Below are 19640 nucleotides of genomic sequence, written 5' to 3' on the forward strand. Positions count from 1 at the left end.
TTAAAGGAAGAACAATGACCAAACAGGTAAAAATCTACCACAACCCACGCTGCTCAAAGAGCCGTGAAACGCTGAACCTGCTGAAAGAAAATGGTGTGGAGCCGGAAGTGGTGCTCTATCTTGAGACACCCGCCGATGCGGCAACGCTACGTAATTTGCTGAAAATGTTGGGTATGAATAGCGCCCGTGAACTGATGCGCCAGAAAGAGGACCTTTATAAAGCGCTGAATCTTGCAGACAGTTCGCTTAGCGAAGAGGCGCTGATTCAGGCGATGGTGGATAATCCGAAGCTGATGGAACGCCCGATTGTGGTCGTGAATGGCAAAGCGCGTATTGGTCGCCCACCGGAGCAAGTGCTGGAAATCGTGGGTTAAGATGTACCCCTTCGGTAGCTAAGGCATATTGCCGGATGCGACGCTTGCCGCGTCTTATCCGGCCTACAAATACAATGAACTTGATTCGAGTAGGTCAGATAAGGCGCTCGCGCCGCATCCGACAATAAACGTCCTGTCTACAGCTTCAGGATCTCTTTCACAAACGGAATGGTCAACTTACGTTGTGCAGTAATCGATGCGCGATCCAGCTGATCCAACGTCATAAATAACGTGCGCATCTCTCTGTCGAGCCGCTTCAGCAAGAAACGTCCCACATCTTCCGGCAGTTCAAAACCACGCAAACGGGCGCGTAACTGTAAAGCCTGCAATTTGTCTTCATCAGAAAGTGGCTGCAACTTGTAGATCTGCCCCCAGTCGAGACGTGACGCAAGATCCGGTAACCCCAGATTCAACTGACGAGGTGGACGATCACCAGTGATCAGCAACCGTGTTTTACCTGACTCCAGAATCCGATTGTAGAGATCGAAAATCGCCATCTCCCACAACTCATCGCCAGCAATACACTCAATATTGTCGATGCAAACCAGCGACAGTTGTTCCATACCATCGAGCACTTCCGGAACAAACCAGGTGCGTTTATCCAGCGGGACATAACCTACCGCATCGCCACGCTGCGACAATTCCGCGCAAGCCGCGTGCAGCAGATGGCTACGCCCCGCGCCTTCGCGTGCCCAGAGATAGATGTAACCGCTATGTTCCTGACGCAGCACGTTTTTCATCGCGGCCAGTAAAGAGGAGTTATCCCCCGGCCAGAAACTTGCAAAGGTTTCGTCGTCAGGAAGATAAAGTGGCAAAGAGAGCTGTGCCGGTGTGTTCAGAGATACCTCAACCAGGGATTTCACAAAATCACGAGAAGTTTACCACAGAATTCCATCATGTTTGAACCGGGCAGCATTACTGCCCGGTCGCTACATTATTTTTCTGTTATATCGGCGTCTTCTGCATCCAACACCACTTCTTCCGGACGGAGCACGCTAATCAATTTAAAGATCAGGCTTAAGCCAATGCCGACGATGGTCGCCAACGCCATACCTTTCAGTTCTGCCGCACCGATGTTTACCTTCGCGCCGCTGACGCCGATGATCAGGATCACGGAAGTCAGGATCAAGTTCTGTGCTTTGTTGTAATCCACTTTCGATTCAATAAGTACACGAATACCAGAAGCGCCGATGACACCGTAAAGCAGCAGCGAAACGCCGCCCATCACCGGCAGTGGGATCATCTGGATAGCCGCAGCCAGTTTACCAACACAGGAGAGCAGAATGGCGAAGATCGCCGCACCACCGATTACCCAGGTACTGTAGACGCGGGTGATCGCCATAACGCCGATGTTTTCCCCGTAGGTAGTGTTTGGCGTGGAACCAAAGAACCCGGAGATAACGGTCGACAGGCCGTTAGCGAACATGGAACGGTGCAGGCCCGGATCGCGCAGCAGATCTTTTTTCACGATGTTAGCCGTTACCACCAGATGCCCCACGTGTTCGGCAATAACCACCAGCGCCGCAGGCAGAATGGTCAAAATGGCAAACCACTCAAAGCGCGGCGTGTAAAAGGTCGGCAGAGCAAACCAGTGAGCGTTAATAATCGGCGTGGTATCGACAATACCCATTGCGAAGGAGAGCGCGTACCCCACCAACACGCCAATCAAAATCGGGATAATCGCCAGGAAACCGCGGAACAGAACGGAACCTAAAACCGTAACCGCAAGGGTAGTAATGGAGATAATGATGGTTTTGGAATCTGGCATTTGCCCTTCAGTCGGGAGTAAGCCAGCCATGCCAGCGGCCACGCCTGCCAGCTCCAGACCGATGACAGCAACGATTGCCCCCATTGCAGCTGGAGGAAACAGCACATCCAGCCAGCCAGTCCCTGCTTTCTTCACAATAAAAGAAACCAGACAGAACAGCACGCCGCACATAATAAAGCCGCCCAGCGCGACTTCATAACCCAACGGCAACAGCAATAACACCGGAGAAATAAAGGCAAAGCTCGAACCAAGATAAGCCGGGATTTTCCCTTTACAGATGAAGAGATACAGCAGCGTTCCGATACCGTTAAATAACAGTACGGTCGCCGGGTTGATATGAAATAAGACGGGCACCAGGACGGTTGCACCAAACATGGCGAACAAATGTTGTAAACTAAGCGGGATTGTCTGTAAAAGTGGCGGTCTTTCACTCACCCCGATAGCACGGCGCGTCATAGTATTATCCTCTGTATATTATGTGTTATAGGCGCTTTACTCAAAAAAAAGCCGACTCTTAAAGTCGGCTTTAATTATTTTTTATTCGTTATTTCGTACCAAAGATTTTATCACCAGCATCGCCGAGGCCCGGGATAATGTATCCGTGCTCATTCAGCCCCTGGTCAATCGATGCGGTATACAGCTCGACGTCCGGATGCGCTTTTTCCAGCGCAGCGATACCTTCTGGCGCAGCCACCAGCACCAGCACTTTAATGCTGCTGCAGCCCGCTTTTTTCAGCAGGTCGATGGTCGCGATAACGGAACCACCGGTTGCCAACATTGGGTCAACGATCAGCGCCATACGCTCATCGATGTTAGAAACCAGTTTCTGGAAGTACGGTACCGGCTCCAGTGTTTCTTCATCACGGTACATACCGACTACGCTGATGCGCGCGCTCGGAACGTTTTCCAGAACACCGTCCATCATCCCCAGACCCGCACGCAGAATTGGCACCACGGTAATTTTTTTACCTTTGATCTGGTCAATTTCTACCGGGCCGTTCCAACCTTCGATAGTGACTTTTTCCGTTTCGAGGTCGGCGGTCGCTTCGTAAGTCAGCAGGCTACCCACTTCGGAAGCGAGTTCGCGAAAGCGCTTGGTGCTGATATCTTGCTCACGCATCAGTCCCAGCTTGTGTTTGACGAGTGGGTGTTTGACTTCCACGATCTTCATACTCTTTCTCCTTTGAGGGCAGCCACAAAAAAAATCGACGGATTATACCGCCATTCTTTTCATCGACAACATTTTTTTACTTGATGCTGATCAAGCATAGGCGGGGTTGCCAGGAATAGAGTAGCAAATCTCAGTACTCATCAGCTTTTGCGCCAGGATGCGCGAGACATGAAAAAACGGAAAAGTAAAAAAGAGCAAGCGTGGGCGGAAGCCTCTACTTTTGAGAAGGTGTTATACCGGAGCTATCAGGCAGCTTTTGTGATTTTTAGCCTGTGGACTGGCTGGGTGGTTTATGATGAAGTGCAGATGCGGCAAGACTCAGTTGCGACGATGTCAACGATTTACAATGTGCGTTTCATCTCACCGGAAGAAGCTGCAAGTAAAGGCTTATGTAAACTACATGGCCGGAACGCGAATTGCGATTTTCGATATACCTTCACCGTTGAATTTCAGGCGAGTGGACGCAAAAGAACAGCAGAATTTATTGATACGTCCTGGAATCCCGGCAACAGAAAGTCTGTCTGTATCAATTATGTGAAAAGCAACCCCGAAATTGTAAAATTTTGCCACGCCTTCTGGTTCAAACTTCACAAAGGCTATTTTGGATTCCCCTTTGGCTTCTGGTCATTGACCATAATGGGTGCATTAGGCATCGCTGTAACCATTGCCGCTGAAAAAGTAAAACAGCGATTTCGGCGAGCATCTCAACCGCCACCAAAACAGCAGTGGTATCGGATTAGCGACAGGCAAACCGGACAGCTACTGTTGGAAACAAATAATAAAAAAGAGGTCAATATTCTGCTGAATCAAAAGAAAATAACCGCCATCAGAGGCGGGGGAAACAGCGAGATTGTGACGATCAACGGCAGGAAAATAGCGCGTTCCTGGGTTATTTACGAGGTGATTGAACGCAATTCCAGGCGCACGAAGAAAAAAGCATCCTAACGCGGCCAGCTTTCGCTGGTCGTTCCATGATTACAGCTTCTCGCCGTTAGAGACGATCACCTCTTTATACCAGTTGAACGATTTTTTACGGCTGCGTGCTAGCATGCCGTTACCTTCGTTATCTTTATCAACGTAAATAAAGCCGTAGCGTTTTTTCATCTCGTTAATATGGGCTGCGAGATAATCAATACGGTACTGGTCGTTCACCGTACCGTCGCTTTCCTGCACGTCGATCGAGCCAAAACCGTTCTCTACGATAAACAGCTGTAGCTGATAGTGGTCACAGAACCAGTTCAGCGAATAGCGCAGCCCTACCGGGTCAATCTGCCATCCCCAATAGAATTTATGCACGTATGGGTTAGAAACCAGGCTGGTTGTTTATCTCGTTAAAGGTCATCCAGTACTTCACTGGATGCTGATAATGGGTGAAGACAACCTGGGCAAAGCGCACGAAGAAGTCGATGAGTTTACGGTTACGCCTGCCGTCATTACATCAGCCACGTTTTCATAGCAAAGTTATCGAAGCGACGGATAGCGCCGCCCATTTTTAGCGCGGTGCCGCCAATATCAAATGCTGCAATGCCCATCGTTCTCATCCTTCCCGAATGGTAAAACGACACGCTGACTTCTCGTTTTCGCAAAAACAGAAACCGATTTCAGTTGCACCATGTGCATTCAACGCAACTGATGCAAGGACAAAAATGTACCCGGTTTCATTTTCGTGAATAGTATCAAAGTTGACCGCGTTCTCAGGCCGAACGGCAAAAATCCACCCCCTAAAAAATGGATGCACAATGGGCTCGCAAACGTTTGCTTAGACTGTTAGAATTGCGCCGATTTTTCTTGCTAACGCAAACGCGTGGAGACTTAGCAGTGACCGACAAAACCTCTCTCAGCTATAAAGATGCCGGTGTTGATATTGACGCAGGAAACGCTCTGGTTGACCGAATCAAGGGGACTGTGAAGAAAACCCGTCGCCCGGAAGTGATGGGGGGATTGGGTGGATTCGGCGCATTGTGCGCGCTGCCGCAAAAATATCGAGAACCCGTACTGGTTTCCGGCACTGACGGTGTAGGCACCAAGCTACGTCTGGCGATGGACTTAAAACGTCACGACACCATTGGTATTGATCTGGTCGCCATGTGCGTTAATGACCTGGTGGTGCAAGGCGCGGAACCGCTGTTTTTCCTCGACTATTACGCAACCGGAAAACTGGATGTTGATACCGCTTCAGCGGTGATCAGCGGCATCGCGGAAGGTTGTCTGCAATCGGGCTGTTCGCTGGTGGGTGGCGAAACGGCAGAAATGCCGGGGATGTATCACGGCGAAGATTACGATGTCGCTGGTTTCTGTGTTGGGGTGGTAGAAAAATCAGAAATCATCGACGGTTCTAAAGTTAGCGACGGCGATGTGCTCATTGCGCTCGGCTCCAGCGGCCCGCACTCGAACGGTTACTCGCTGGTACGCAAAATTCTCGAAGTCAGCGGTTGCGACCCGCAAACTACAGAGCTGGACGGAAAACCTTTAGCCGATCATCTGCTGGCGCCAACCCGTATTTATGTGAAGTCAGTGCTGGAATTGATTGAAAAGGTTGATGTTCACGCCATTGCGCACCTGACCGGCGGCGGTTTCTGGGAAAACATTCCTCGCGTATTACCAGAAAACACTCAGGCAGTGATTGATGAATCCTCCTGGCAGTGGCCGGAAGTGTTCAACTGGCTGCAAACGGCAGGTAACGTCAGCCGCCATGAAATGTATCGTACCTTCAACTGCGGCGTCGGGATGGTTATCGCCCTGCCTGCTCCGGAAGTGGACAAAGCTCTCGCCCTGCTCAATGCCAACGGTGAAAACGCGTGGAAAATCGGTATCATCAAAGCTTCTGATTCCGAACAACGCGTGGTTATCGAATAATGAATATTGTGGTGCTTATTTCCGGCAACGGAAGTAATTTGCAGGCAATTATTGATGCCTGTAAAACCAACAAAATTAAAGGCACCCTACGGGCAGTTTTCAGCAATAAGGCCGACGCGTTCGGCCTTGAGCGCGCCCGCAAAGCAGGTATCGCAACGCATACGCTAATTGCCAGCCAATTTGACAGTCGGGAAGACTATGATCGGGAGTTGATGCACGAAATCGACATGTACGCACCCGATGTAGTAGTTCTGGCCGGTTTTATGCGCATTCTCAGCCCAGCGTTTGTTTCCCACTACGCCGGACATTTGCTAAACATTCACCCTTCCCTGCTACCGAAATATCCCGGTTTGCATACCCATCGTCAGGCGCTGGAAAATGGCGATGAAGAACACGGTACATCAGTGCATTTCGTCACCGATGAGCTGGACGGCGGCCCGGTGATTTTGCAGGCTAAAGTTCCGGTTTTTGCCGGTGATACGGAAGATGAAATCACCGCTCGCGTGCAAACTCAGGAACATGCTATTTACCCGCTGGTCATTAGCTGGTTTGTTGATGGTCGTCTGAAGATGCTTGAAAACGCCGCGTGGCTGGATGATCAGCGTCTTCCACCGCAGGGCTACGCCGCCGACGACGAGTAATCTTCCGCATATTTAAAGCGCCAGCGCTACTACTGGCGCTTCTCATTTCTCCTGTAAATCGCAGGCTTCAGCAGTTTTTTTCCCCCTTTTCTGGCATAGTTGGACATCTGCCAACATTGCTCGCCATAATATCCAGGCAGTGTCCCGTGAATAAAACGGAGTAAAAGTGGTAATGGGTCAGGAAAAGCTATACATCGAGAAAGAGCTCAGTTGGTTATCGTTCAATGAACGCGTGCTTCAGGAAGCGGCGGACAAATCTAACCCGCTGATTGAAAGGATGCGTTTTCTTGGGATCTATTCCAATAACCTTGATGAGTTCTATAAAGTTCGCTTCGCTGAACTGAAGCGACGGATCATTATTAGCGAAGAACAAGGTTCTAACTCTCATTCCCGCCATTTGCTGGGCAAAATTCAATCCCGCGTACTGAAAGCCGATCAGGAATTTGACGGCCTTTACAATGAACTGCTACTGGAGATGGCGCGTAACCAGATCTTCCTGATTAATGAACGCCAACTCTCCGTTAATCAACAAAACTGGCTGCGTCATTATTTTAAGCAGTATCTGCGTCAGCACATTACGCCGATTTTAATCAATCCTGACACTGACTTAGTGCAGTTTCTGAAAGATGATTATACCTATCTGGCGGTGGAGATAATTCGTGGCGATACCATCCGTTACGCGCTGCTGGAGATCCCATCGGATAAAGTTCCGCGCTTTGTGAATTTGCCGCCGGAAGCACCGCGTCGACGCAAACCAATGATTTTATTGGATAACATTCTGCGTTACTGCCTTGATGATATCTTCAAAGGCTTCTTTGATTATGACGCGCTGAATGCCTATTCGATGAAGATGACCCGCGACGCCGAATACGATTTAGTACACGAGATGGAAGCCAGCCTGATGGAGCTGATGTCTTCCAGTCTGAAGCAGCGTTTAACCGCAGAGCCAGTACGTTTTGTTTATCAGCGTGATATGCCTAACGCGCTGGTTGAAGTGTTGCGTGAGAAACTGACTATTTCCCGTTACGACTCTATCGTCCCTGGCGGTCGTTACCACAATTTTAAAGACTTTATTAATTTCCCTAATGTCGGCAAAGCGAATCTGGTTAACAAACCACTGCCGCGTTTACGCCATATCTGGTTTGATAAAGCCCAGTTCCGCAACGGTTTTGATGCCATTCGCGAACGCGATGTTCTGCTCTATTACCCTTATCACACCTTTGAGCACGTACTAGAACTGTTGCGTCAGGCTTCGTTCGATCCGAGCGTACTGGCGATTAAAATCAACATTTACCGTGTGGCAAAAGATTCACGCATCATCGACTCGATGATCCACGCTGCGCACAACGGCAAGAAAGTGACCGTGGTGGTTGAACTACAGGCACGTTTTGACGAAGAAGCTAACATTCATTGGGCGAAGCGACTAACCGAAGCTGGCGTGCACGTTATCTTCTCTGCGCCGGGGCTGAAAATTCACGCCAAACTGTTCCTGATTTCACGTAAAGAAAACGGTGAAGTCGTCCGTTACGCGCATATCGGGACCGGGAACTTTAACGAAAAAACCGCACGTCTTTATACCGACTATTCGCTGCTGACCGCCGATGCGCGCATCACCAACGAAGTGCGGCGGGTGTTCAACTTTATTGAAAACCCATACCGTCCGGTGACATTTGATTATTTAATGGTGTCGCCGCAAAACTCCCGCCGTCTGTTGTATGAAATGGTGGATCGCGAGATCGCCAACGCACAACAAGGGCTGCCCAGCGGTATTACTCTGAAACTGAATAACCTGGTCGATAAAGGACTGGTCGATCGTCTGTATGCGGCATCCAGTTCCGGCGTGCCGGTAAATCTGCTGGTACGCGGGATGTGTTCGTTGATCCCCAATCTGGAAGGCATTAGCGACAATATTCGTGCTATCAGCATTGTTGACCGTTACCTTGAACATGATCGGGTATATATTTTTGAAAATGGTGGCGATAAAAAAGTTTACCTCTCTTCCGCCGACTGGATGACGCGCAACATTGATTATCGTATTGAAGTGGCAACGCCGCTGCTCGACCCGCGCCTGAAGCAGCGGGTACTGGATATCGTAGATATTCTGTTCAGCGATACGGTGAAAGCACGTTATATCGATAAAGAACTCAGTAATCGCTACGTTCCCCGCGGTAATCGCCGGAAAGTTCGGGCGCAGTTGGCGATCTACGACTACATAAAATCACTCGAACAACCAGAATAACCTATGCCAATACACGACAAATCCCCTCGCCCGCAGGAGTTTGCTGCGGTCGATCTTGGTTCAAACAGTTTCCACATGGTTATTGCCCGTGTGGTGGATGGCGCCATGCAGATTATTGGCCGCCTGAAACAACGGGTACACCTGGCAGATGGTCTGGGGCCAGATAATATGTTGAGTGAGGAGGCGATGACGCGCGGTTTAAGCTGTCTGTCGCTGTTTGCCGAGCGCTTGCAAGGTTTCTCTCCCTCTAGTGTCTGCATTGTCGGGACACATACACTGCGTCAGGCGCTGAACGCTACTGATTTTCTGAAACGCGCCGAAAAGGTTATTCCCTATCCGATTGAAATTATTTCCGGCAACGAAGAGGCTCGTCTGATTTTTATGGGTGTGGAACATACCCAGCCGGAAAAAGGTCGCAAACTGGTTATTGATATTGGCGGCGGCTCAACGGAGCTGGTAATTGGAGAAAATTTCGAACCGATTCTCGTCGAAAGCCGCCGGATGGGTTGCGTTAGCTTTGCCCAGCTTTATTTTCCGGGCGGAGTCATCAATAAAGAGAATTTTCAGCGCGCACGCATGGCGGCTGCACAAAAACTGGAAACATTAACCTGGCAATTCCGTATTCAGGGCTGGAACGTTGCTATGGGGGCTTCCGGCACCATTAAAGCCGCCCACGAAGTGTTGCTGGAAATGGGCGAGAAAGACGGCATCATCACACCAGAGCGCCTCGATAAACTGGTGAAAGAAGTATTGCGTCATCGTAATTTCTCGGCGTTAAGTTTGCCGGGTCTGTCGGAAGAACGGAAAACGGTTTTTGTTCCTGGTCTGGCTATTTTGTGTGGTGTATTTGATGCCTTAGCCATTCGTGAACTACGGCTTTCTGACGGGGCGCTGCGTGAAGGCGTTTTGTATGAAATGGAAGGACGTTTCCGCCATCAGGATGTGCGTAGCCGCACCGCCAGCAGTCTGGCCAACCAGTATCACATTGACAGTGAACAGGCCCGACGGGTGCTCGACACAACTATGCAAATGTACGAACAATGGCGGGAACAGCAACCGAAGCTGGCGCATCCACAACTGGAAGCATTACTGCGCTGGGCCGCCATGCTACATGAAGTCGGATTAAGCATTAATCATAGCGGCCTTCATCGCCATTCTGCGTATATCCTGCAAAACAGCGACTTGCCAGGGTTTAATCAGGAACAACAACTGATGATGGCGACGCTGGTGCGTTATCATCGTAAAGCGATTAAGCTCGACGATTTGCCACGCTTTACGCTGTTTAAGAAAAAACAGTTCCTGCCGTTAATTCAACTGTTGCGTCTTGGCGTATTACTTAACAATCAACGTCAGGCAACCACAACACCGCCGACATTGACTCTGATTACTGATGATAGCCACTGGACGTTACGTTTTCCGCATGACTGGTTTAGCCAGAACGCGCTGGTATTGCTTGATCTGGAAAAGGAGCAAGAATACTGGGAAGGCGTGAGTGGCTGGCGGTTAAAAATTGAAGAAGAAAGCACGCCGGAAATCGCGGCTTAATATGAAATGAAAACGGGCCAACCTGTTGCGTTGGCCCAAATGAATTACGCGCTTTCTCGAACAGGTTCTCTTTCAGCTGTAATCGCAATTAACGGCTGCGGTTCACCAATCAAAAAGCCTTGCAGGTAATCAATACCCAAAGAGTGTACGGCTTTGCGAATCTCTTCATTTTCAACATACTCCGCAACCACTTGCATTTTCTTCATTCGTGCCAGATGACAAATCGATGCCACTATCTGGTAATCCAGACTATTCGAGGCAATATTACGGATGAAGCTGCCATCAATTTTTAATAAATTGGCATTCACATTTTTTAGCCGCGCATAACTTGCGTATCCGGTGCCGAAATCATCAATAGCAATCTGGCATCCTAACTCCTGAAGATGTTGTAACGTATTCTGTGCCTGCTTAACATTGGTAAGGGCATTACTTTCGGTGACTTCAAAGATAAGCTGCCACGCCTCTATTTGGTATTTCGCTAATAACTTACTAATTTTAACAGGAAAGCGGGCCTGACAAACTGAAGTTGGCGACAAATTAATCGCAAATCGTTGGGCGGGCATTTTCTCTTTATTTTCCGCCATAAATTGCAATGTATGTTCGATGACCCACATGTCGATACTGGACGATAAGCCAAATTCATGCGCAACCGGCAAGAAATTATCAGGATTGATGAGTTCATCATTCTCCCCTCGCATACGCAGCAAAATTTCATGATAGATATCGCCGCGCACTCCAGTAATTGGCTGGGCCATAAGGCAAAAATCGTCGTGCTCAAGCGCCTGCTGTAGCCGATTCATCATTGCCACTTTGTCTTTTAATTCTCGCTGCAGATACATTGCTCCGCGACGCTGCATATTTTCCGGGGCATTAGTCACTATAGAGAGTTCAGCAACCGTACTTAACTCGCCTAACAGCAAATAAATATGATTCACTGGCGAACGGACATAGCAATAGCTGACACCAATCTGTGGTTGCAATGGCATATCATCCCAAAAGAAACGAAACTGCTTAAGATGGTTATCCAATGCGATAATGCGCTCCTGGTGAGACTCTGTATTCAGTCGCAGCGCGAGATCATTGCCAGAAAGCTGATAAACGTCTTCTCCGGGTTCCAGTAAAGGTGCCAGCCAATGTGAAAGCTTTTGTTTGTATTGGATACGCAGCATGATGCCATAGTTCTTTACCAGCATTTCCATACCAGGAATGCGTAAAAAACATAGCGCGGACCAGGGCGCATCACGCAGCGCGCGATTCAAAGCTCGAACATTCGGCAGATGAACAACCGGGTCCACGTAAGCCAGCCGCTGAATGCGTTTGGTCACCGCTCGTTGACGCGTTGCCAGAACCGCCATGTAATTGACGATAAAAGAAAATACCAGATAGCTGGAGGAGGTTATGGTTAGTTGAGTGGTATACCCATGATAAAGGGGAATATAATTCTGGTAGCTATGGATACTGATCATCAGCACTATTGCCCAGAGCAACGAGATCAGCTTGTAGCCATAACGCATCGCTCCCCACATCATCAGCGGCAGCAATAACGACAAGGTATAGTTGGTGCTGAAAATTGTGCTTTTTTCATTTAAAGGCATACATAGCAGAAATAACAATGCGCCCAGAGCAAGCAACCACAGCGCGAACTCTTTTTTTGTAACTTTACTGTCAATCTGTTGTTTTAATTGAGAATAATAGCTTCGCAAATAAAATGGATTTCGTACAGAACGAACGATGAAGTAGCAAAGCGGGACGCCTATCAGATTACCCACCAGTAAAGCCTGATAATTAATTAAGGTTCCCAGATTAAAGGGCATGACGCCAACCAGATTTGTTCTGTTCGCCAGTAAACCTACAAACGCCGCAAACTGGAAGAGCACCAGAAACAACGTTGCAGGGAAAACAATCTGCCAAAAAATGCGCTGGGAAATTAAGCGGGTATCGCCATGTGAAACGTTGTTACGTCGGGGAGTAAACACCCTGTAGCCGCCCCAACAAAGAATGATAATGATAATGAAATTAACCGTTAACGAGAGCGTTTCATAAAAACCAAGCTCGGCATACTTGCGAATAAAAATCCCTAAAGCAATACCTGGCAATGCTGCCCAGCTAAAAAACATCATCATACTGATCATCAGCGCTAGCGGCAGATAAAAGAGAAAAACTTCACCAGAAGAAATATGTGCGTACGTATTTATATGGGCAAAAACAGGCAAGATTATAGACGGCAGGATCAGCGGAAGCCCCCACCATTTATCACGTATATTTATATAAGTTGCATTCAGTTTCATAGATGCTCAGCAGAACCCCTTACATCCTGAAAGGGTGTATTCAGACAGGCATCCCACCTGACTTCGATGGATGATTATTCATCGCAATTAAGGAGCATTGATTCTAATTGTCATATGAAAGTTCCAATTGATATATATCAAACAAAATTACCCTGTTCAATGAATTATTACGTTTATCATGTTAACCCGTCATTATTACATCATTATTGTAAATAATTAAATTAACTTCCATAACATTAAAATATGTATCAACTGACGCTTTTTTACATAATGAACAATTGACCATTGCGCCCGGGTATGCCTTAATGTAAGTACCGTCCATGGCATGGACATACCTTGAGGAACCCTTTGTGAGTCAGCCAACCAGTATGCGAAAACGACACCGATTTAACAGTCGCATGACTCGTATCGTATTGCTTATCAGCTTTCTCTTCTTCTTTGGCCGCTTTATCTACTCCTCCGTTGGCGCCTGGCAGCATCATCAGAGCAAAAAAGAAGCTCAGCAATCCACATTCTCTATCGAATCCCCGGTACAACGTTAGCGGTTACCTTCGTCACCTTTACTGAACAAGACGGTTCAATGCTGTCAGATACGGTTGCTCTTTGTTGTTATCAAAGCGGCAGGCATTTATTTATCTAAATTTTTACCTCTTTGTTCTGATTTCGAATCATTCTGCAATAAGACGCAATGTATATTAAACATAATATATATGTTTTTATTATGCGTTAATGCATATATATTTATTCAATGAATTTAAATAAATTTAATCTATTCCTTCATAGTCTATACATTTACTTTCCTCTTTCGATGATCTTAAATGTCTTGTTTTTCGTAAAGTCTATAACAAGGAATAGTGATGAAATTTAAAAAATGTCTTCTGCCTGTGGCAATTTTAGCGTCATTCATGTTGGCAGGATGCCAATCAAATGCTGACGATCATGCCGCCGATGTTTATCAAACTGATCAACTGAATACCAAGCAAGAAACTAAAACCGTTAATATCATTTCCATTCTTCCCGCAAAAGTTGCCGTAGACAACTCCCAAAATAAACGGAATGCACAAGCCTTCGGCGCACTTATTGGCGCAGTCGCTGGCGGCGTTATCGGCCACAACGTCGGGTCTGGCAGTAATTCCGGAACGACGGCAGGTGCAGTTGGCGGCGGAGCTGTAGGCGCAGCAGCAGGTTCTATGGTGAATGATAAAACCTTAGTGGAAGGTGTTTCTTTAACTTATAAGGAAGGCACCAAAGTGTATACATCCACACAGGTGGGTAAAGAATGCCAGTTTACGACGGGTTTAGCTGTCGTTATTACCACGACGTATAACGAAACGCGTATTCAGCCAAATACCAAATGTCCTGAAAAGAGCTAATAATCAGGAGGAGTCATGAAGAAAGTTTTTCTTTGCGCCATCTTAGCCTCCTTAAGCTATCCGGCTGCCGCCTCATCATTGCAGGATCAACTCTCGGCTGTCGCAGAAGCGGAACAGCAAGGTAAAAATGAAGAGCAAAGGCAGCATGACGAATGGGTCGCGGAGCGCAACAGGGAAATTCAACAAGAGAAACAGCGTCGCGCAAACGCTCAGGCCGCCGCCAATAAAAGAGCGGCGGCAGCAGCAGCGGATAAGAAAGCTCGCCAGGATAAACTGGACGCCGAAGCCACTGCGGATAAAAAACGCGATCAAAGTTATGAAGATGAGCTGCGCAGCTTAGAGATTCAGAAACAAAAACTGGCGCTGGCGAAAGAAGAAGCCCGCGTTAAGCGCGAGAACGAATTTATCGATCAGGAGCTGAAGCACAAAGCCGCGCAAACTGATGTCGTGCAATCTGAAGCTGACGCTAACAGGAATGTGACAGAAGGTGGTCGCGATTTGATGAAAAGCGTGGGTAAAGCAGAAGAGAATAAATCGGACAGTTGGTTTAATTAATCGCTGTCAGTAACTTCAAGCCTATGATTCGTGAGGATTACAGGCTTTTTTATATTGCTAACTTTAGTCAGCAATATAAAAAACCCTCTGTAGCAACAGAGGGTTTTGTTCATTCATAGTGCAGGAATTAAATCATTCCCACTCAATGGTAGCTGGTGGCTTGCCGCTGATGTCATACACCACGCGGGAAATACCGTTCACTTCATTGATAATGCGGTTGGAAACGCGGCCGAGGAAATCGTACGGCAGATGTGCCCAGTGTGCGGTCATAAAGTCGATGGTTTCGACAGCACGCAGAGAGACAACCCAGTCGTATTTACGACCATCGCCCATTACGCCAACGGAACGTACCGGCAGGAAGACAGTAAACGCCTGGCTGACTTTGTCGTACAGATCCGCTTTACGCAGTTCTTCAATGAAAATGGCATCAGCACGGCGCAGCAGGTCACAATACTCTTTCTTCACTTCGCCCAGCACACGAACGCCGAGGCCCGGTCCCGGGAACGGGTGACGGTACAGCATGTCGTATGGCAGGCCCAGCTCCAGACCAATCTTACGCACCTCGTCTTTGAACAGCTCTTTCAGCGGTTCAACCAGGCCCATCTTCATCTCTTTCGGCAGACCGCCCACGTTGTGGTGAGATTTGATGACGTGTGCTTTACCGGTTGCAGATGCGGCAGATTCGATAACGTCAGGATAGATAGTCCCCTGCGCCAGCCACTTCACGTCTTCCAGTTTCAGCGCTTCTTCATCGAATACTTCAACGAAAACGCGCCCGATGATTTTACGTTTTGCTTCTGGATCGTTTTCGCCAGCCAGCGCTGCCAGGAAACGCTCTTCTGCCGGAACGTGAATGATGTTCAGACCGAAACGATCGCCGAACATATCCATTACCTGTTCAGCTTCATTCAGACGCAGCAGACCGTTGTCGACAAATACACAAGTCAGGTTTTTACCGATTGCACGATGCAGAAGCATCGCGGTAACGGAAGAATCCACGCCACCAGAGAGGCCGAGGATCACTTTATCGTCGCCCACCTGCTCGCGAATGCGGGCTACAGCGTCGTCGATAATTTTAGCTGGCGTCCACAGCGCTTCACACTGGCAGATATCGCGCACAAAACGCTCCAGCATACGCATACCCTGACGAGTATGAGTCACTTCCGGGTGGAACTGAACACCATAGAAACGTTTTTCTTCGTTAGCCATGATGGCAAATGGGCAGCTTTCGGTGCTGGCGACGGTAACAAAGCCTTCAGGAATTGCTGTTACCTTATCGCCGTGGCTCATCCACACATCAAGCAGCGGCTTGCCATCTGCGCTTAACGCATCTTCGATACCACGAATCAGCGCACTATCAGTTTGAACTTCAACCTGCGCATAACCAAATTCACGTTCGTTGGAGGCTTCAACATGACCGCCCAGCTGCATTGCCATGGTCTGCATGCCATAGCAAACGCCGAATACCGGTACGCCTGCTTCAAAGACATATTGCGGCGCGCGCGGGCTATTTTCTTCGGTGGTGCTTTCCGGGCCGCCGGAAAGAATAATGCCGCTTGGGTTGAAGTCACGAATTTGTGCTTCTGTCACATCCCACGCCCACAGTTCGCAGTAAACACCCAGCTCACGCACGCGGCGCGCAACCAGTTGAGTGTACTGAGAACCGAAGTCCAGAATGAGGATGCGATGCTTATGAATGTTTTCCGTCATTGACGCTTATTCCGAGGCAAGTGAAACAGATAATATAAATCGCCCGACATGAAGTCGGGCGAAGAGAATCAGGAGCCCAGACGGTAGTTCGGGGACTCTTTGGTGATGGTCACGTCGTGAACGTGGCTTTCCTGAATACCCGCACCGCTGATACGTACAAACTCCGCTTTAGTACGCAGTTCGTCGATAGTACCACAGCCGGTCAGGCCCATACAGGAGCGCAGGCCGCCCATCTGCTGGTGAATGATCTCTTTCAGACGACCTTTGTAGGCTACGCGACCTTCGATACCTTCCGGAACCAGTTTGTCGGCAGCGTTGTCGCTCTGGAAGTAACGGTCAGAGGAACCTTTGGACATCGCGCCCAGAGAACCCATCCCACGGTAAGATTTGTAAGAACGGCCCTGGTAGAGTTCGATTTCACCCGGAGATTCTTCAGTACCCGCCAGCATAGAACCTACCATCACCGCGCTTGCGCCAGCGGCGATAGCTTTGGCAATATCGCCAGAGAAACGGATACCACCGTCAGCGATAACCGGAATGCCGGTGCCTTCCAGGGCTTCAACTGCGTCAGCAACGGCAGTGATCTGCGGAACACCTACGCCAGTAACGATACGAGTCGTACAGATAGATCCAGGGCCGATACCGACTTTGACCGCGCTGCAACCGGCTTCTGCCAGAGCGCGTGCACCCGCAGCTGTTGCCACGTTGCCGCCGATGATTTGCAGATCCGGATATTTAGCACGAGTTTCACGGATACGCTGCAGAACGCCTTCAGAGTGACCGTGAGAGGAGTCGATCAGCAGAACGTCAACGCCTGCGGCAACCAGCGCATCAACACGCTCTTCGTTACCCGCACCTGCGCCAACCGCAGCACCAACACGCAGACGACCTTGTTCGTCTTTACAGGCGTTCGGTTTACGTTCTGCTTTCTGGAAATCTTTCACGGTGATCATGCCGATCAGGTGGAATTCATCATCAACCACCAGCGCCTTTTCAACGCGTTTTTCGTGCATTTTTGCCAGCACAACTTCACGGGCTTCGCCTTCACGCACAGTTACCAGACGCTCTTTCGGCGTCATGTAAACGCTAACCGGCTGGCTCAGGTCGGTGACAAAACGCACGTCACGACCAGTGATGATGCCGACCAGTTCGTTTTCTTCGGTAACAACCGGGTAGCCAGCAAAGCCGTTACGCTCGGTCAGTTCTTTCACTTCACGCAGCGTCGTGGTTGGCAGAACAGTCTGCGGGTCAGTCACCACGCCAGATTCGTGTTTTTTCACGCGGCGAACTTCTTCCGCCTGGCGTTCAATGGACATGTTTTTGTGGATAAAGCCGATACCGCCTTCCTGAGCCAGAGCAATAGCCAGGCGCGCTTCCGTTACGGTATCCATTGCTGCGGAAAGCATAGGAATATTCAGACGAATAGTTTTCGTCAGCTGAGTGCTGAGGTCAGCAGTATTCGGCAGAACGGTAGAATGAGCAGGAACGAGGAGAACGTCGTCAAACGTCAGAGCTTCTTTAGCGATACGTAGCATGGGCAATATCTCGACCAGAGTGGTTAATAAATATTGCCGCGGCATTATACAGAGCGTAACCGATTGCATCTACCCCTTTTTGCAAATAATGCTTGCGCTCCCCGGTCAGCACGTTACTATCGATTGAATAACCTGCTGATTTAGAATTTGATCTCGCTCACATGTTACCATCTCAATCCCCCGCTATTTTTACGGTTAGTCGCCTGAATCAGACCGTCCGTTTGCTGCTTGAGCAGGAGATGGGGCAAGTGTGGATCAGCGGCGAAATTTCTAACTTCACGCAACCGGCTTCCGGTCACTGGTACTTTACGCTCAAAGATGATACCGCCCAGGTACGCTGCGCAATGTTCCGCAACAGCAACCGCCGGGTGGCCTTTCGCCCGCAACACGGGCAGCAAGTGCTGGTTCGCGCCAATATTACACTCTATGAGCCACGCGGCGATTATCAGATTATCGTCGAAAATATGCAGCCCGCCGGTGAAGGTTTGTTGCAACAGAAATACGAACAACTCAAAGCGAAATTGCAGGCTGAAGGTTTGTTCGATCAAGAGCTTAAGAAACTACTCCCCTCCCCTGCGCACTGTGTAGGTGTCATCACCTCAAAAACAGGTGCCGCACTGCACGATATTTTGCATGTGCTTAAACGTCGCGATCCGTCATTGCCAGTGATTATTTATCCTACCGCGGTACAGGGTGATGATGCGCCAGGGCAAATCGTTCGTGCCATTGAGCTGGCGAATCAGCGCAACGAGTGCGACGTGTTAATTGTCGGGCGCGGTGGCGGTTCGCTGGAAGATTTATGGAGTTTTAACGACGAACGCGTGGCGCGGGCAATTTTTGCCAGTCGCATTCCGGTTGTCAGTGCCGTTGGACATGAAACCGATGTGACCATTGCCGATTTCGTTGCCGATTTACGAGCACCAACTCCGTCGGCTGCCGCTGAAGTGGTGAGCCGTAATCAGCAGGAGTTACTGCGCCAGGTGCAGTCTGCGCAGCAGCGGCTGGAAATGGCGATGGATTATTATCTCGCCAACCGCACGCGTCGCTTTACGCAAATTCATCATCGCTTGCAGCAACAGCATCCGCAGCTTCGGCTGGCGCGTCAGCAGACTACACTCGAACGTCTACAAAAGCGGATGAGCTTTGCGCTGGAAAATCAGCTTAAACGAGCCGGACAACAGCAGCAGCGGTTAACACAGCGGCTGAATCAGCAAAATCCACAGCCGAAGATTCATCGCGTGCAAACGCGCATTCAACAACTGGAATATCGTTTAGCAGAAACCCTGCGCGCACAGCTTAGCGCCACGCGTGAACGTTTCGGTAATGCGGTGACGCATCTGGAAGCGGTTAGCCCACTGTCAACGCTGGCGCGCGGCTATAGCGTCACCAGCGCCGCAGATGGCACGGTGTTAAAGCAGGTGAAACAGGTAAAAGCGGGCGATACGATGACCACGCGTTTAAATGATGGCATTGTGGTAAGCGTAGTGAGCAACGTGACGAAAACCCGCAAACCACGCAAAAAAGCGGCTAATCCGTAGGTCGGGCAAGATGCGCCAGCATCGCATCCGGCAATATCACCATGTCA

The 19640-nt window shown here is 49.2% G+C and carries 17 protein-coding genes and 2 pseudogenes; 10 read left to right on the plus strand and 9 right to left on the minus strand.

What is annotated here, in order from left to right:
- Positions 1 to 14 precede the first annotated feature (14 nt).
- Positions 15 to 374: an arsenate reductase (glutaredoxin) gene (arsC, locus tag D9734_RS11105; RefSeq protein WP_130207459.1), complete on the plus strand. Its 360-nt coding sequence runs from the start codon at positions 15 to 17 to the stop codon at positions 372 to 374.
- A 137-nt stretch (positions 375 to 511) separates the two neighbouring features.
- Here the strand turns inward: arsC and D9734_RS11110 are convergent, their stop codons facing one another.
- The 3 genes from D9734_RS11110 to upp form a co-directional block, all read right to left on the minus strand.
- The gene (locus D9734_RS11110; protein WP_074399451.1) at positions 512 to 1213 is read right to left on the minus strand and encodes a DnaA inactivator Hda; all 702 of its coding nucleotides are present in this window, start codon (positions 1211 to 1213) and stop codon (positions 512 to 514) included.
- Positions 1214 to 1308: 95 nt separating this feature from the next.
- A complete protein-coding gene (gene uraA, locus D9734_RS11115; protein WP_130207461.1) occupies positions 1309 to 2598 on the minus strand; it encodes a uracil permease in 1290 nt (429 codons plus the stop codon).
- Positions 2599 to 2686: 88 nt separating this feature from the next.
- A complete protein-coding gene (upp, locus tag D9734_RS11120) occupies positions 2687 to 3313 on the minus strand; it encodes a uracil phosphoribosyltransferase (RefSeq protein WP_130207463.1) in 627 nt (208 codons plus the stop codon).
- A 168-nt stretch (positions 3314 to 3481) separates the two neighbouring features.
- On the opposite strand from upp, the gene D9734_RS11125 reads away from it, so the two are divergent.
- Positions 3482 to 4258, plus strand: a complete 777-nt coding sequence (locus tag D9734_RS11125; protein WP_130207465.1) for a hypothetical protein — start codon at positions 3482 to 3484, stop codon at positions 4256 to 4258.
- A gap of 30 nt (positions 4259 to 4288) precedes the next feature.
- Here the strand turns inward: D9734_RS11125 and D9734_RS11130 are convergent.
- Together D9734_RS11130 and D9734_RS23535 are read right to left on the minus strand one after the other, a co-directional pair.
- A pseudogene (locus D9734_RS11130) lies at positions 4289 to 4636 on the minus strand (family 1 glycosylhydrolase); the annotation flags it as partial.
- Positions 4629 to 4733, minus strand: a pseudogene (locus D9734_RS23535) (family 1 glycosylhydrolase); the annotation flags it as partial. The pseudogenes D9734_RS11130 and D9734_RS23535, both read right to left, overlap by 8 nt.
- 398 nt (positions 4734 to 5131) lie before the next feature.
- On the opposite strand from D9734_RS23535, the gene purM reads away from it, so the two are divergent.
- From purM to ppx, 4 genes are all read left to right on the plus strand, one after another.
- Positions 5132 to 6169 (plus strand): phosphoribosylformylglycinamidine cyclo-ligase, encoded by a 1038-nt coding sequence (gene purM / locus D9734_RS11140; protein ID WP_130207469.1) that lies wholly within the window; start codon positions 5132 to 5134, stop codon positions 6167 to 6169.
- Positions 6169 to 6810 (plus strand): phosphoribosylglycinamide formyltransferase, encoded by a 642-nt coding sequence (gene purN / locus D9734_RS11145; RefSeq protein ID WP_130207471.1) that lies wholly within the window; start codon positions 6169 to 6171, stop codon positions 6808 to 6810. The genes purM and purN overlap by 1 nt, the downstream gene beginning before the upstream one ends.
- 172 nt (positions 6811 to 6982) lie before the next feature.
- Positions 6983 to 9049 (plus strand): polyphosphate kinase 1, encoded by a 2067-nt coding sequence (ppk1, locus tag D9734_RS11150; RefSeq protein ID WP_130207473.1) that lies wholly within the window; start codon positions 6983 to 6985, stop codon positions 9047 to 9049.
- 3 nt (positions 9050 to 9052) lie between these two features.
- Positions 9053 to 10594 carry an exopolyphosphatase gene (gene ppx / locus D9734_RS11155; protein ID WP_130207475.1) on the plus strand — a complete coding sequence of 514 codons (1542 nt, stop codon included), beginning with the start codon at positions 9053 to 9055 and terminating at the stop codon, positions 10592 to 10594.
- A 44-nt stretch (positions 10595 to 10638) separates the two neighbouring features.
- On the opposite strand, the gene D9734_RS11160 is transcribed toward ppx, so the two are convergent.
- Complete coding sequence (locus tag D9734_RS11160; protein WP_130207477.1) at positions 10639 to 12882, minus strand: sensor domain-containing phosphodiesterase; 2244 nt, start codon at positions 12880 to 12882, stop codon at positions 10639 to 10641.
- Between the two features lie 181 nt (positions 12883 to 13063).
- Entirely contained in the window at positions 13064 to 13204 is a 141-nt protein-coding gene (locus D9734_RS23245) for a hypothetical protein (protein WP_165383276.1), read from the minus strand.
- 28 nt (positions 13205 to 13232) lie between these two features.
- Between D9734_RS23245 and D9734_RS11165 the strand changes: the two genes are divergently transcribed.
- The 3 genes from D9734_RS11165 (at position 13233) to D9734_RS11175 (ending at position 14810) form a co-directional block, all read left to right on the plus strand.
- Positions 13233 to 13424: a YfgG family protein gene (locus D9734_RS11165; protein ID WP_165383277.1), complete on the plus strand. Its 192-nt coding sequence runs from the start codon at positions 13233 to 13235 to the stop codon at positions 13422 to 13424.
- A gap of 312 nt (positions 13425 to 13736) precedes the next feature.
- Positions 13737 to 14255 carry a glycine zipper 2TM domain-containing protein gene (locus D9734_RS11170; RefSeq protein ID WP_165382790.1) on the plus strand — a complete coding sequence of 173 codons (519 nt, stop codon included), beginning with the start codon at positions 13737 to 13739 and terminating at the stop codon, positions 14253 to 14255.
- Positions 14256 to 14270: 15 nt separating this feature from the next.
- Entirely contained in the window at positions 14271 to 14810 is a 540-nt protein-coding gene (locus tag D9734_RS11175; RefSeq protein ID WP_130207481.1) for a DUF5384 family protein, read from the plus strand.
- 132 nt (positions 14811 to 14942) lie between these two features.
- On the opposite strand, the gene guaA is transcribed toward D9734_RS11175, so the two are convergent.
- Together guaA and guaB are read right to left on the minus strand one after the other, a co-directional pair.
- A complete protein-coding gene (gene guaA / locus D9734_RS11180; RefSeq protein ID WP_000138266.1) occupies positions 14943 to 16520 on the minus strand; it encodes a glutamine-hydrolyzing GMP synthase in 1578 nt (525 codons plus the stop codon).
- A 68-nt stretch (positions 16521 to 16588) separates the two neighbouring features.
- Positions 16589 to 18055: an IMP dehydrogenase gene (gene guaB / locus D9734_RS11185; protein WP_001296289.1), complete on the minus strand. Its 1467-nt coding sequence runs from the start codon at positions 18053 to 18055 to the stop codon at positions 16589 to 16591.
- A 161-nt stretch (positions 18056 to 18216) separates the two neighbouring features.
- On the opposite strand from guaB, the gene xseA reads away from it, so the two are divergent.
- Entirely contained in the window at positions 18217 to 19593 is a 1377-nt protein-coding gene (xseA, locus tag D9734_RS11190) for an exodeoxyribonuclease VII large subunit (RefSeq protein ID WP_130207483.1), read from the plus strand.
- Positions 19594 to 19640 lie beyond the last annotated feature (47 nt).

This window comes from Escherichia sp. E14S1 (genome assembly GCF_004211995.1).
Taxonomy (GTDB): domain Bacteria; phylum Pseudomonadota; class Gammaproteobacteria; order Enterobacterales; family Enterobacteriaceae; genus Escherichia.